This window comes from Ruegeria sp. YTSC230 (assembly GCF_059609665.1).
In genome coordinates, this window is the sequence record NZ_JBXWMC010000005.1 from 252,324 (window position 1) to 266,192 (window position 13,869).

Sequence of the window (13,869 nt, forward strand, 5' to 3'; positions counted from 1 at the left end):
CGGGCGCTCGTTTTGGATTTAGCTTCAAAACCTACTGGTCAGTCTGCAGGCTGTTGGGGTCGAACACGCCCCCAAAGCCACCGTTGTTTGAAGGCGGAGTTTCAGTATCTGAACTCTCCTCCTCGGCGTCCCCACCAAGAGTATTCGGCGCGAAGACATTGCCAAAACCACTGTTGTTGGATGGTTTCGGTGTGGATTGCTGCGCACCACCTTGTTCGGCTTCTTCGGCCTCGCGCTTCTTACGCTGTTCTTCGCGCTGCTTGCGCAGCTCTTGAATGCGTTGTTCCGCTTCCAGGCGTTTCTGCTCTTTCACATTGGCGATGCATTGGCCGGGGTTGTAGGCCGTTGCGGTGCCAACGACAGTGATCGTCGCAACCGCAAACACAACCAGCAGGACAGCCGCCATGTTGCCAGCAAAGAAGCTGGGCAGCTTAATCTTGCCGGCCAGCTCCTCAACTGTGGCGCTCTTGCGGGCTGCGGCCACCAGTTCCTGACGCTTCAGCTTGGCTTCGTTCAACAAGGCAAAGAACACTGTCAACGCCACGATGATGAAGGCCAGAGCCGAAATGGCGGGCGTAATGCCGTAGCGCACCTTTTGGGCCAGTTCGATCGTCAGCGTCGGGTATTCACCAAAGGTGAAAGTGGTCGTGTTGTAGTTCTCGAACGAAGCGAGGAACGCCAGCACTGCAGCCGACGCGATCGCAGGACGCATGAAGGGCAACAGGATCTTGCGGAAAGCCTGAGCATGCGTTGCACCAAGGTCCAGCGCCGCTTCGGTCAATGCCACATCGTAACGCTGCAGGCGCGCCACCAGAACCAACATGCAATAGCTTGCGATAAAGGTGGATTGGCCGATCACCGTCAGAAAGATACCGTTGGACAGGAAACTATCTGCACCCAGTCCCAGCATCCGGTTGATCCGATCCCAGAACACCAAAGTCGAGATGCCCAGAACAACACCCGGGATCAGGATCGGAGCGATGATGATCGTATAGTAGGTCGCCCGTAACTTAGGCCAGATCTGGGTCAGCATCAACGCACCGGCCAGACCCATCGCCACCGACAGAATAACCGTTCCGGCGCCAATGATCAGCGAGTTCTTGATGCCGTTCAGGATACGCTGATCCTGAAACAGCTCGCCGAACCACTGGAAGGTCAGACACTCCCACGGCGTCATGCGCGGGAAGGCCGACGAATTGAAGGCCGTGACCGACATGATTACCAGCGGGCCCAGCAGGTACAGGAAGAAGATGACCAGATAGACCCAGATGCTTACACGAAGGAAGGAATTATTCATTTCCCGATATCCCCCATGTTCACCTTGAACAGGCGCATCATCGCCAGCACGAACAGGATACAGGTCACCAGAAGAACGATGGCGTAGGCGGCACCCTGCGGCCAGTCATTGTTGTCATTGAATTGCTGGTAGATCAGCTGCGTGAACCACAGGCTGGACGGTCCGCCTAGGATTTGCGGCGCGGCCAGCGCACCGGCACTCAGCATGAACACCATGGTACAGCCCGAGCTGATGCCCGGTTTGGCGTAAGGAATGACCACACGCCAGTGGATCCGCCACCATGGCGCACCTAGATCGCGCGCAGCCTCGATCTGGTTTTTGTCCAGACTTTCGATCACGTTGTACATCGGGAAGATCATCAGCAGGATGTAAGCGTAACCCAGACCGGCATAGAGCGCGATGTCGTTGCGAATAAAGTCAAACGGCGTATCCCAGATGCCCAGCCCCACGAACAGGGTATTCAGAACACCGGTCTCACCAAAGATGATCCGCAGGGCAAAGGCACGTAAAATCTCGTTGATCCAGTATGGGATGATCAGCATGATCGCGAAGATGCGAATGTGGTTGCCCTTGGACTGGCCCAGATAATAGGCAATCGGATAGCAGAGGATCAGGTTGAAGACCGTCACACAGACTGCGGCCAGCAGTGTGCGAAAAAAGACCCTCAGGTCGACTGCATTATAGGACTGACTACCACCTTCGGGGCCATAGATCAGGTACTTGTAGTTCTCCAGCGTATAGACGTCCTTAGGCCCGCCAATCTCGGGCGGTGGCAGATTCGGACGGAAGGAGAAATCCAGCATCGACAGCTGGGGCAGAATGATCAGGCCAATGGTCCAGAACAGGACAAGACCCAATATTGCGGCGCCCATGCCAATGCCGTTTCGGTTAAAGAATTCTTTCAGGAAGCCTGGCATAGTCGGCCCCCTTATTCCGCGGCCAATTCACCCGCCGGAACCAGAACCGCATTGCGGGTCTCATATTCCAACGTGATGTTTTGGCCTGTGTGGTCATCGAAGGATTGGCCGAGGTTTGGCAAGGACACCTTGATCTCTTTTCCGCCGTCACCTTCGGTAAAGATGTTGAAGACGTTACCTTCGAATTCTTCGTGGTTCACCCGCGCGGTGACAAAGTGATCGCCTGACGCACCATCGGAGGCGATCGCAAAAGCCTCGGGGCGAATGAACATCATGGCGTCATCACCCACTGCCAGCTTTCCTTGGTTGGCGGTCGAGATGCGTGCAACCAATTCACCAGACCGGTTCGTTGAAATCAGCGCTTCGTTCCCCATAATCTGTTTAATTTTGCCGCGGAATACGTTGTTTTCACCTACGAAAGAGGCCGCGAATGCAGTGTTGGGATCATTATAAATGGTCTTGCCATCAGCGATTTGATCGATCACACCAGCCCGCATGACAGCGATATTGTCTGACATGGTCAGGGCTTCGCCCTGGTCGTGGGTGATATAGATGAAGGTGATGCCGACGCGCTTTTGAATCTCTCGCAGCTCGGTGCGCATATGCTGGCGCAGTTTGAGGTCCAGCGCGGACAACGGTTCATCCAGCAACAGTACATCCGGTTCTGCACATAGCGCGCGCGCGATGGCAACCCGTTGGCGCTGACCACCGGACAACTCGCTTGGCAACTTGTCACCCTGGTCGGGCAGAGCGATCATGTCCAGCAACTCATCGGCACGCTTTCGGCGCTCTTTTGCGCTTGCGCCGCTGATCTCCAATGAGAAGGTGATATTTTCCCACACTTTCATCAGCGGGAACAACGCGAGGTTCTGAAAAATAAGGGCGGTCGGGCGTTTGTTCGGGCCAATGCCCCGCATATCCTTGCCGCCGATCAGAACTTTGCCTTCGCTTGGTTCCAGAAAGCCCGAAACGGCCCGCAGGATCGTTGTTTTGCCACACCCCGAGGGACCGAGAAACGAAAAGAAATCGCCCCCGTTGATGTTCACGTTTGCATCCCTCACAGCAACAAAATCACCGAAACGGATCCACAGGTTCTCAAGATCTACACCGACCCCTGCACTCATTTTTGGTATCTCCGTCAGGTACGGTCCGTGACCGCACCGAAATAGCGTCCGTCACGCCGTTGTGGCATGCGGGTTGATAGCCCTCCGCACAGTGGCGGAGGGCACCTTGTCAAAGCAATCAGGCGCTTTTGAACTTGTTGACGAACTCGGTCCGAGTTTCGGCATACCACGGAGCCTCAGCAGGCCATGGGTTCAGGTTTGCCAGCGAGTCGCCCGGATAGGCCTCGGCGAAGTTCTTCTTGTAAGTGTCGCCCGCATATTGGTCGGCACCCAGAACTGGCGAGTTGTAGCCGTGGCTATCGATGGCGACACCAGCAGGCTTGCCCTGATAGGCAAAATCGATGAAGGCATAAACCTGGTCGATGTTCTGCGCACCGGTCGGCATCGACAAACCGTCGACCCATGCCATCGCACCTTCGACCGGAGCCTGATAGTGCACCGGCTCACCAGCTGATTTCAGCGCCAGCGGCGGACCATCCCAAGTCTGGCCGACAATAACGCCTTCGTTCAACAGGCCGTTTTTCTGGGTGTCAGCGTCGTTCCAGATCAGCTTGATCCGGTTCTTCCGCTCGACGCACCAGTCGGTGATCTGACCCCAGACCTTGCGCATGGTGTCTTCGTCGCCGTACGCGGCCCAGACAGAGCCAGGCTCCATCTCACCAGAGGCTTCCATATACAGACCCGCACCCAGCATCATCGAATGCGCGCGGCCCATGGTCTTGCCTGCGTTTGCTTCGGACCAGACGTCCCCATAGGACGGGGCGTCTCCTTCGGGCAGCCACAGGTCGGTGCGGTAGGCAATACCTTCTGTACCCCAGATATGCGGCAGCCAGTGCACTCCGCTGTCACCAAAGTTCCAGGCGTCGGTGCCGATCTGCGCCATCGCAGGGTTCACCAGATCAATCGGAACCTTGTTCATGTCGAAGGGCTGCAACAATTCCAGCGGCCCCCACTGCAGCGAGCGGTTGTTCGTCGGCGATACGATGTCAAAGCCTTGGCCTTTGGTGGCCTTCATCTTGTTGATGATTTCTTCGTTCGAACCGATACCGGTATAGTTCACCTTGATTCCGGTCAGAGTTTCAAACTCTTGCAGGAATGCGGGCGGCAGATAGTCCGACCACATCAAAATGTTGATTTCACCCGAAGATGCCAGCGCGCTTTTGCTGTAAAGCGGTGCTGCCAGTGCTGCTGCGCCCGCGCCTTTCAGGACCGAGCGTCTGGAAACGGTTTTCCGTTCAGCCATATTTTAGTTCTCCCGTTATTGGACTGTGTTGTTTTGTTATTATGGTTGCCACGCTAGAACTTTGCGGGGGCATTGTCAGGCCAAAAGTGACGGATTGGCAATTTCGCATGTCCAGAATGGGATTTAATCTAGCAAATATGGCTAGTTACCCCCTATGACCGCAGTCACATATTGAGACCGAAGTAGCCTATTTCTGCAACGTTTCTTAAGAAATTGACACAGCTGCCCGTCCGGCTCGGGACCAGATTTTGGGCCGCAATCAAATAGGGGAAAAGCGGGTTCTGTTATGCCAGGCCGAAAGAAATCACGCCAAAAACAATCGTAAACAGCATGCTTTTGGCAACGCAAACAGATCCCGGGACTTGCTGCAGTGGGGCGCAGACAACATTCCCAGCAGTATGAAAAGGGGCATTCGCGTGCTGCATCGCAACCGTCGATCCATCAGGTTTGGGTTACAGTTATTTTCTCATAGACAGGCCCTGGTGAAAAAGGTGAACCTTGCCCGGATCTGCTGAAACGGCAACCGTTTGGCCCCGCATGTTTTTTTGGACGCCCGGCAGTTTTGCGATTGTGGCGTCCTCCCCGTCTTTTGCCGCAAAATACAACAGCGTGACCTCGCCAAGGGCTTCGGTAAAGTCCACAATCCCTTCCATAATCGGATTGCTTTCAACGGGATGAAAGTCTTCGGGGCGCACTCCGATATTTACCTGTTTACCCTCGTCAGCTGCATCGGTTGGGATGCTGGTCACCGCGGTCCCACCACCATCCAGTTTTACGACGGTGCGCTCACCAGTCTGCGTGATGACCCCCGGCAAAAGGTTCATTGCAGGTGAGCCAATAAATTGCGCGACAAACTCATTGTCAGGCGTTTCATACAGTTCGAGAGGGGTGCCGACCTGCGCGATCCCCTTGTTGGCAAGGACGACAATCCGGGTGGCCAATGTCATCGCCTCGACCTGATCGTGGGTGACGTAGACCATCGTGCTGTCCGGCATCGCCTCTTTCAGGCGTGCGATTTCGATGCGGGTCGCGACGCGCAGCGCCGCATCAAGATTGGAAAGAGGCTCATCAAACAGATAAACTTTTGGGTCGCGCACGATCGCCCGGCCGATTGCAACCCGTTGCCGCTGACCACCGGAAAGGGCCTTAGGAAGTCGGTCCAGAAACGGTTCCAACTGTAGGATACGAGCTGCGCGGTCAACTGCTGCGTCGACCTCGTCCGATGGCATTTTGGCGATCTTCAATGCAAAAGCCATATTCTCGCGCACCGTCATGTGCGGATACAGGGCATAGCTTTGGAAAACCATCGCAATGCCCCTTTGCGCGGGCGGTACATCGTTCATCACCTGACCTTCGATCTCAAGCGTTCCGCCCGAAATCTTCTCTAATCCCGCAATCATGCGCAGCAACGTAGATTTTCCACAGCCAGAGGGCCCGACAAAAACGATCAGTTCACCGCGTTCGATGTCCAAGTTGATGTTTTTGAGCACATCGACGTTGCCATAGGTCTTTGCCACATCCGTGAGATTGAGTTCCGACATGGCTTACTCCTTTTCGCGCATCATCAAACAGAATTGAGCCGCGTCGAGGGTGATTGTCCCCGCCCCTTCGACGCCGCCCAACTCTTGCCCGATTGCCTGCCAGTTACCGTCGGGCAGTGTGATTTCCGCGCTGTCAGATCCAAGATTGAATGCGCAGAATATCTGTTGGACATTGTCCTCACGCAGGAAGGCAAGGATCGGTCCAGACTGCGCCATCTCGCGCTGTTGGCCTGACATCAATGCGGAATGCGCGTGGCGTAGCGCAATGGCACGGCGATAATGTTGCAGCATGGAGTTTGGGTCTTGCTCTAATCTGTCTACTGCACGCTCGGCCTGCGTTTGGCTGACTGGCAACCAGGGGGCTCCAGTACTGAACCCGGACTGTTCGTCCTGCGCAGCCCAAACCATCGGAGTGCGACAGCCATCACGGCCCTTGAACTCCGGCCAGAATTCTATACCGTAAGGGTCCTGCAGATGTTCAAACGGTACGTCCGCCTCGGGCAGACCAAGCTCTTCTCCTTGATACAAGCACGCTGACCCACGCAGGCACATCATCAGCACCGCGTGCTGACGGATGGCCGCATCGTCCAGCGCCCACCGTGTCGCGTGGCGCTGAACATCGTGGTTCGAGAACGCCCAGCAAGGCCATGCATCGCCAGCCTTTTCTTCCAACTGATCAAACACCTGCTTGGCGTACGCGGCGGTTAAAGCGCGTTTTTCGAGAAACTCAAAAGCATAACACATATGCATGCGTTTATCGCCGCTGGTGTACTCGCCCATGATCTCAAGACCGCGCTGCGCGTCGCCAACCTCGCCCAAACAAGCGCGGCCTTCGTATTCGTCCGTTAGTGCACGCAACCGCTCGAGGAAGGCGATGTTTTCCGGCTGGCTTTTGGAATGAAGGTGATCCTGATGGTTATAGGGGTTCACCATCGGCGCGATCGAGGCATTGCGCTGATCCATCGGCAGGCCAGGGTTGTCGCGCAGTTGTTTGTCGTGGAAATAGAAGTTGATCGTGTCCAGACGGAAACCATCAACGCCCAAGTCCAGCCAGAACCGTGCAACATCCAGCAATGCATCCTGCACGTCCGGGCAATGGAAGTTCAGATCCGGCTGCGACGTCAGAAAGTTGTGCAGATAATATTGCAGGCGTCGGGAATCCCACTGCCATGCGGACCCACCAAAAATCGACAGCCAGTTGTTTGGCGGCGTGCCGTCGGGCTTGGGATCAGCCCAAACATACCAATCGGACTTGGCATTTTCGCGATTGGATCGGCTCTCCTTGAACCATAGGTGCTGATCCGACGTGTGCGACAACACGAGGTCGATCATCACCTTCAGCCCAACTGAATGCGCCTGATCCAGGAGATACTTAAAGTCCTCCATGCTGCCAAACATCGGATCAACATCACGGTAGTCGCTGACATCGTATCCAAAGTCCTTCATCGGCGATTTGAAGAATGGCGAGATCCAGATGGCATCGACGCCAAGCGAAGCGATGTAACCAAGCCTTTGGGTGATACCCCTGAGGTCTCCGATACCATCGCCGTTGCTGTCTTGAAAGCTGCGCGGATAGATCTGGTATATCACTCCGCCCCGCCACCAATCGGCGGACGCTTTGGTTGCTTTATGTAGTTCTACGGTGTTCTGCACGTTCATCAGACGCCTCTACTTGACGGACCCGGCCAACAGACCGCGGACCAGATATTTTTGCATTGCGAAGAAAACAATCAGCGGGACGATGATCGAAACAAAGGCCGCTGTGGCAAGGATTTCCCAATTCCCACCGCGCGTGCCTAAAAGCTCAACGATGCGGTTGGTCATGACAGTGGTCTGTCCGGATGCGTCGATCAGGAACACCTTGGCGACCAGCAAGTCATTCCACGTCCAGAGAAACTGGAAGATCGCAAAAGACGCCAACGCTGGAAAGCTGAGCGGCAAGATCAACTTGGTAAAGATCTGAAACTCGGTCGCGCCATCGACCCGCGCGTTTTCGATCAGATCGCGGGGCAGACCCGCCATGTAGTTACGCAAAAGATAAATCGCCAGCGGCAACCCGAACCCGGTGTGTGCCATCCAAACCCCCAGATATCCTTTGCCAATCCCGATATTTAGGTGGAATTTCAGCAACGGGATCAGGGCCAGTTGCAGCGGGACAACCAACAGGCCAACGACAGCCGCAATAATCAAAGCGCGCCCGGGGAAATCCATCCAAGCCAGCGCGTAGGCTGCAAAAGCCGCCACGAGAATCGGAATGATCGTTGCCGGTATCGTCACGGTCAACGTGTTGAAAAATGCGCGTCCCATACTGTCGGTGCTGTCTTCTGCCAGAAGAACCTTGTGATAATTGTCTAAGGTAAACTCAGGCGGCAATTCTGCAGTTACAAAAACACGCGATCCGCGGCTGCCGGTGAACTCGTCCGGGTTCTCCATGCGGTAATTCCCTGCGGCATCTACGGTGATTGTGCCGCCCTTTCGCAGCTCAGCTGTTTCGCCGGGGGCAAAGGCATCAATCGCGCGAGAGCTGATCCCCCATTTTGAGATTGTCGCCTTCGTCCCTTCGTCAAACAGATTGCCTTCGATCACGTACAGCCCGTTTTCGAGTACCTGGGTATCCGGGGCAGCGCTGCGCAGTGTCAGGTTCTGCTCGGACGGAAACAGCGACCGCCACCAGCCGCTGGTTGCGATTTGATCCGCTGTCCGAAAAGACGAGATCAAAAGACCCAGAGTTGGCACAACCCACAGCACCACCAAAAAGAGGACCGAGGCATGGACGACCCAGCGAAGGGCGGGTTTGGTTCCTGCAATATCGCTCATGACCCTACTCCATCTCTTTCCGCGCGTTGCGCACATTCCAGACAAGGATTGGAGCCACTAAGAGCATGATCACCATGGCCGAAGCCGACCCGACGCCCCAGTCGTTGGCGCGGAACAGCTTGTCATACATGTAGTTGGCCAAGACCTGCGTTTCCCACTGGCCATTGGTCATTGCAAAAACGATGTCAAAGACCTTGAGGACGGTGATCGTAATCGTGGTCCAGACGACAAGGATAGTGGTTTTGATCTGCGGCACTTTGATCCGGAAAAATATCTGAAACGGATTAGCCCCATCCAGAATTGCGGCCTCAATCGTTTCCTCGGGGATTCCGCGCAGGGCGGCCGATAGGATAACCATGGCAAAACCGGTTTGGATCCAGATGAGGACAACCATCAGCAAAAAGCTGTTCCAGAACGGTATCGTCAACCAAGTCTGCGGCTCGGTCCCGTCAAAGAAAATATAGAGCGCATTGAGCATGCCAATCTGGTCTTGCTCAGCCGGACGAGTGTCATAGACCAACTTCCAGATAACCGATGCCCCCACGAACGAGATCGCCATTGGCATAAAGATCAGCGACTTGGCGAGATTGCCCCAACGAATGCGGTCAGTCAGCTGTGCCACCAACAGGCCAAAGGCCGTCGACATTGCAGGCACAATGATCAGCCAGAACATGTTGTTGCGCATCGCTTCCCAAAACTTGGGCTCCTTGGCCATCTGGATATAGTTGTCCAGCCCGACCCATTTGTAGCCGCCGCCCGGGACACGATCAGTCAGTGACAGCCGCAGGGTTTCGACAACCGGATAGGCCAGATACAAGCCCAAAGCAGCCAGCGCCGGGAACAGAAACAACCAAGGCCGGATCATGTTCGCGCGGTTGATATTGCGGCCAGCATTTGGCCCTCGAGGCGGGAAAAGAACTCTGTCCAGAAACTGATTGGATAGATAGAAATAGCCCACGCAACCTGACACACCGATGGCGATGGTCAGCAGGCCTTGAAATGCCGGGTGCATGCCGCTCTCCCTTGCGACGATAGGTTCGGGCAACCTGACAGAGCGGGTTGCCCAATCTCAGACGCTTTAGTCCAGCGCGTCCCACGAGGACTGGATTTCGTCGGCGACGTCCTGGGCAGGTGTTCCGCCCGTATAGTCGACCATTCCAGTCCAGAAGGTGCCTGCACCCACGCCGCCCGGCATCAGGTCGGAACCGTCAAACCGGAAGGTGGTGGCCCCCAGAAGAATGTCATTCATCTTCTTCAGCGTTGGGTCTGAGAAGACCGAGGTATCGACGCCTTTGTGCGGCGTCAGGAACCCGGTCAGAGCCATCCAGGCTTCATGCGCCTCCGGCGTTTCCAGGTATTTCATCAGCGCATGCGCGCCCGGGCTGTCATTGGTAATGGCCCAAACTGTGCCGGCCCCAAGGACCGGGCTGCCGAGGTCTTTGCCTTCATAGGCCGGGAAGTAGAAGAAGTCAGCATCCTCGCCCACAACCGTACCTTCGGGGAAGAAGGCGGGAATGAACGAGGCCTGACGGTGCATGTAACACTGCGGAGGCGAGCTGAACATACCCTTCGGGCTGTCGCGGAAGTCAGTTGTTGCAACCGCACCGGCTCCGCCGGCCACGTAATCATCGTTGCGCGCAAACGCTCCGAATTCTTCAATCGCGGCGACAACCTTAGGATCGTTAAATTTCAATTCGTTGGCGACCCAGGCGTCATAGTCTTCGGGCGGCAACGTGCGCAGCATCATGTCTTCAACCCAGTCAGTCGCTGGCCAACCGGTGGCTCCGCCGGACCCCAGCCCGATGCACCAAGGCGTTTCGCCATCTGCAACGATCTGATCGGTCAGCGCCTTCAGCTCCTCCATCGTGGCCGGGATTTCATAGCCGGCGTCTTCGAAGTTCTCCGGCACAAACCAAACCAGCGATTTCACGTCGACCTTGTAGAAAAACCCATACAGATGGTCCTGCCCGTCCGGGCCCTGATAGGTTCCCAGATCCACCCACGACTGACCGGCCGCATAGTTGTCGCGAATCCAATCCGCAGTTCCTTCACTCAGGGGCGTCAGGAATCCCGCCTTGGCCATATCTGATGCCAGACCGGGTTGGGGAAACACCGCTACGTTGGGCGCCGATCCGGCTTCGGCATCAATTCTGATCTGCTGCTCAAAGCTGTCCGAGCCGACATAGCTGTACTCATGCCCGGTCGCTGCGGCAAAGCCGTCCAAAACCTTTTCGACATTTTCCTGATCAGGCCCCAGCCACGGACCGAACACGGTGACCTTGTCGGCATACGCCGCGCCCGCCATCAGGGCGAACGTGGCCGCGCCTGCATAAAGCGAGTGTTTCATGAAGTTTCCTCCCAACTTTGCTCGCGCCTTTGAGACTCATTTTCAAAGCGCTTTGGATAGTGCACTTTATCCGCTAACATTCAATTTTTGTCAATAATCTGTTTACTGTTGCCTATATTATTAATATTCAGGGCAGTGTCAGCAAGATGTGGCAGTCGGGTGGGAAGCGCCCGCAAATCTGAAAATGATCAAATTTGAAGGCGCTTTGAGGCGAAGATGAATCTAAAGCAGCTCTCAGAAATCCTTGGTTTATCTCAAACCACTGTCAGCCGCGCGCTGAATGGTTACCCCGAGGTGAACGAGGATACGCGCCTGCGCGTTCAAGCCGCCGCTGCCAAGCATGGCTATTGGCCGAACAGCCGGGCCAAGGGGTTGGCAACAGGGCGCTCGATGGTGATTGGGCACGTGATTCCCTCCTCATCCCAGCATGAAATGGTGAACCCGATTTTTGGTGATTTTGTCGCCGGTGCTGCACGCAAGTATTCGGATCATGGATATGACATGATGTTCACCAATGCAGATGACACCTCGATCGAGGAAGCCTATCGCAGTCTTTTCCAGCGTGGCGCGGTCGATGGTATTGTATTGCAAGGCCCCAAGGTCAACGAACACCGGATCGAGGTCCTAACCAGAATGGGCGTGCCCTTTATCGTTCATGGCAGATCAACCGGGGTGGACGTGCCCTATGACTGGATCGACGTGAACAACAAAAGCTCGTTCCTGCGCGCCACCCGGTTTCTGATCGACCTTGGGCATCGTCGCATTGCCCTGATCAACGGGCTTGAGGATATGGATTTCGCTCAACGTCGCCGCGACGGATATCTTGAAGCCCTGCATGAGGCAGGTCTGTCCCCCGACCCGGAATTGATGCGCAGCGCCGAGATGACCGAGGTTTATGGTCACCATGAAACCCGCGATATGCTTCGCCTGGATGACCCCCCTACGGCCATCCTGACAGCCTCTATGATTTCCGCGATCGGTGTGCGCCGTGCACTCAACGAAGCGGGGTTGAAGATGGGCAAGGATGTCTCGGTCATCGCCCATGACGACGATCTTTCCTATCTGAAGAACGGTCAGGACGTACCGATTTTCACCGCTACACGATCGTCTGTACGTAGGGCCGGAGAAATGGCGGCTGAAATGCTGATCGAACGCATTAAATCTCCGGAAGACCCGGTGAAAACTAGATTGCTGGAGGCCGAACTGGTAGTTGGCGGCTCAACCGGCCCCGCCCCAAACAGGTTCTGAAAAATGAAATACACTCGCTCGGACTTCCCCAAAGATTTTCTCTTTGGTGTCGCAACCTCTGCTTATCAAATAGAAGGCCACGCACAGGGTGGCGCGGGGAAAACCCATTGGGATAGCTTTGCGGCCTCACCCGGAAACGTGGTGCGAAACGAGAATGGAGATCTGGCCTGTGATCACCTGAACCGTTTTCCACAGGATTTCGATCTGGTGCGGGACGCGGGTTTTGATTGCTACCGGTTCTCGACAAGCTGGGCGCGCGTTTTGCCTGAAGGACGTGGTCCCGTTAATCAGGCGGGTCTGGATTATTACGACCGACTTGCCGACGCCTTGTTGGAACGCGGCATTCGGCCCTGTGCGACCCTTTATCATTGGGAATTGCCTTCTCCGCTTGCTGATCTGGGCGGCTGGCGTAACCGGGATATCGCAAGCTGGTTTGCCGATTTCACTGAGGTCATCATGGGCCGCATCGGCGACCGTATGTACAGCGTCGCCCCAATCAATGAGCCATGGTGTGTCAGTTGGCTGAGCCATTTTGAAGGACATCACGCGCCTGGAATGCGCGACATCCGCGCCACGGCTCGCGCGATGCACCATGTTCTGCTGGCTCATGGCCGCGCCATCGAGGCGATGCGTGGCCTCGGCATGTCCAACCTGGGCGCTGTGTTCAATCTGGAATGGGCCGAACCTGCCGATGACAGCCCCGCTGCGGGCAAGGCGGCTGACCTTTATGACGGGATTTACAACCGTTTTTTCCTAGGTGGTGTGTTCAAAAAAGCCTATCCGCAAAATGTTCTGGACGGGTTGGAACCTCATCTTCCATCCGGCTGGCAAGACGACTTTGACACCATTGGTGCACCCGTCGATTGGTGCGGTCTGAACTACTATACCCGCAAACTGATCGCGCCTGCCGATACCGCATGGCCAAGCCTGGAAGAAGTACCCGGCCCGCTGCCCAAAACCCAGATGGGGTGGGAGATTGAACCCGATGCCCTGACGCGCTTTCTGACCCGTACGGTGCGCGATTATACCGGCGACTTGCCGATTTATGTCACCGAAAACGGCATGGCGAGCCCGGAACGCAAGCAAGATGACGACCGCATTGATTACCTCAACAAACACCTTGGTGCCGTTCAAAACGCGCTGGACGACGGCGTTCCAGTCAGGGGCTATTTCATCTGGTCCCTGTTGGATAACTACGAGTGGTCCTTTGGCTATGAAAAGCGGTTCGGGTTGGTTGATGTAGATTTCGATACGCTCGAACGGACCCCAAAAGCCTCGTACAACGCGCTGAAATCGGCCTTGTCCGGTGGGCCTGTTTCTCTGCCGATGGCTCAG

10 protein-coding genes and 1 pseudogene are annotated in these 13,869 nt (G+C 55.8%); 2 read left to right on the plus strand and 9 right to left on the minus strand.

The annotated features are described in order from the left end of the window. Positions 1-31: 31 nt before the first annotated feature. The 9 genes from AC2FD9_RS12135 to AC2FD9_RS12175 form a co-directional block, all read right to left on the minus strand. Positions 32-1,297, minus strand: a complete 1,266-nt coding sequence (locus AC2FD9_RS12135) for an ABC transporter permease subunit (protein WP_282151988.1) — start codon at positions 1,295-1,297, stop codon at positions 32-34. Further along, positions 1,294-2,214, minus strand: a complete 921-nt coding sequence (locus tag AC2FD9_RS12140) for an ABC transporter permease (RefSeq protein WP_108859642.1) — start codon at positions 2,212-2,214, stop codon at positions 1,294-1,296. The genes AC2FD9_RS12135 and AC2FD9_RS12140 overlap by 4 nt, the downstream gene beginning before the upstream one ends. An 11-nt stretch (positions 2,215-2,225) precedes the next feature. Continuing rightward, positions 2,226-3,338 carry an ABC transporter ATP-binding protein gene (locus AC2FD9_RS12145; RefSeq protein WP_058272004.1) on the minus strand — a complete coding sequence of 371 codons (1,113 nt, stop codon included), beginning with the start codon at positions 3,336-3,338 and terminating at the stop codon, positions 2,226-2,228. Between the two features lie 118 nt (positions 3,339-3,456). Continuing rightward, on the minus strand, positions 3,457-4,581 hold the full coding sequence (locus tag AC2FD9_RS12150) for an extracellular solute-binding protein (RefSeq protein WP_496837077.1): 1,125 nt from the start codon (positions 4,579-4,581) through the stop codon (positions 3,457-3,459). A 458-nt stretch (positions 4,582-5,039) separates the two neighbouring features. After that, positions 5,040-6,122, minus strand: a complete 1,083-nt coding sequence (locus AC2FD9_RS12155; RefSeq protein ID WP_496837079.1) for an ABC transporter ATP-binding protein — start codon at positions 6,120-6,122, stop codon at positions 5,040-5,042. Between the two features lie 3 nt (positions 6,123-6,125). Beyond that, on the minus strand, positions 6,126-7,781 hold the full coding sequence (locus AC2FD9_RS12160) for an alpha-glucosidase (RefSeq protein WP_496836243.1): 1,656 nt from the start codon (positions 7,779-7,781) through the stop codon (positions 6,126-6,128). A 9-nt stretch (positions 7,782-7,790) separates the two neighbouring features. After that, on the minus strand, positions 7,791-8,939 hold the full coding sequence (locus AC2FD9_RS12165) for a carbohydrate ABC transporter permease (protein ID WP_496697966.1): 1,149 nt from the start codon (positions 8,937-8,939) through the stop codon (positions 7,791-7,793). Between the two features lie 4 nt (positions 8,940-8,943). Continuing rightward, positions 8,944-9,951: a carbohydrate ABC transporter permease gene (locus AC2FD9_RS12170; RefSeq protein WP_496837082.1), complete on the minus strand. Its 1,008-nt coding sequence runs from the start codon at positions 9,949-9,951 to the stop codon at positions 8,944-8,946. Positions 9,952-10,017: 66 nt separating this feature from the next. Next, a complete protein-coding gene (locus AC2FD9_RS12175) occupies positions 10,018-11,286 on the minus strand; it encodes an ABC transporter substrate-binding protein (RefSeq protein WP_282169574.1) in 1,269 nt (422 codons plus the stop codon). 216 nt (positions 11,287-11,502) lie between these two features. Between AC2FD9_RS12175 and AC2FD9_RS12180 the strand changes: the two genes are divergently transcribed. Continuing rightward, positions 11,503-12,534 carry a LacI family DNA-binding transcriptional regulator gene (locus AC2FD9_RS12180; RefSeq protein WP_058276651.1) on the plus strand — a complete coding sequence of 344 codons (1,032 nt, stop codon included), beginning with the start codon at positions 11,503-11,505 and terminating at the stop codon, positions 12,532-12,534. A gap of 3 nt (positions 12,535-12,537) precedes the next feature. Further along, positions 12,538-13,839 (plus strand): annotated as a pseudogene (locus tag AC2FD9_RS12185) (GH1 family beta-glucosidase); the annotation flags it as partial. Positions 13,840-13,869: the final 30 nt, after the last annotated feature.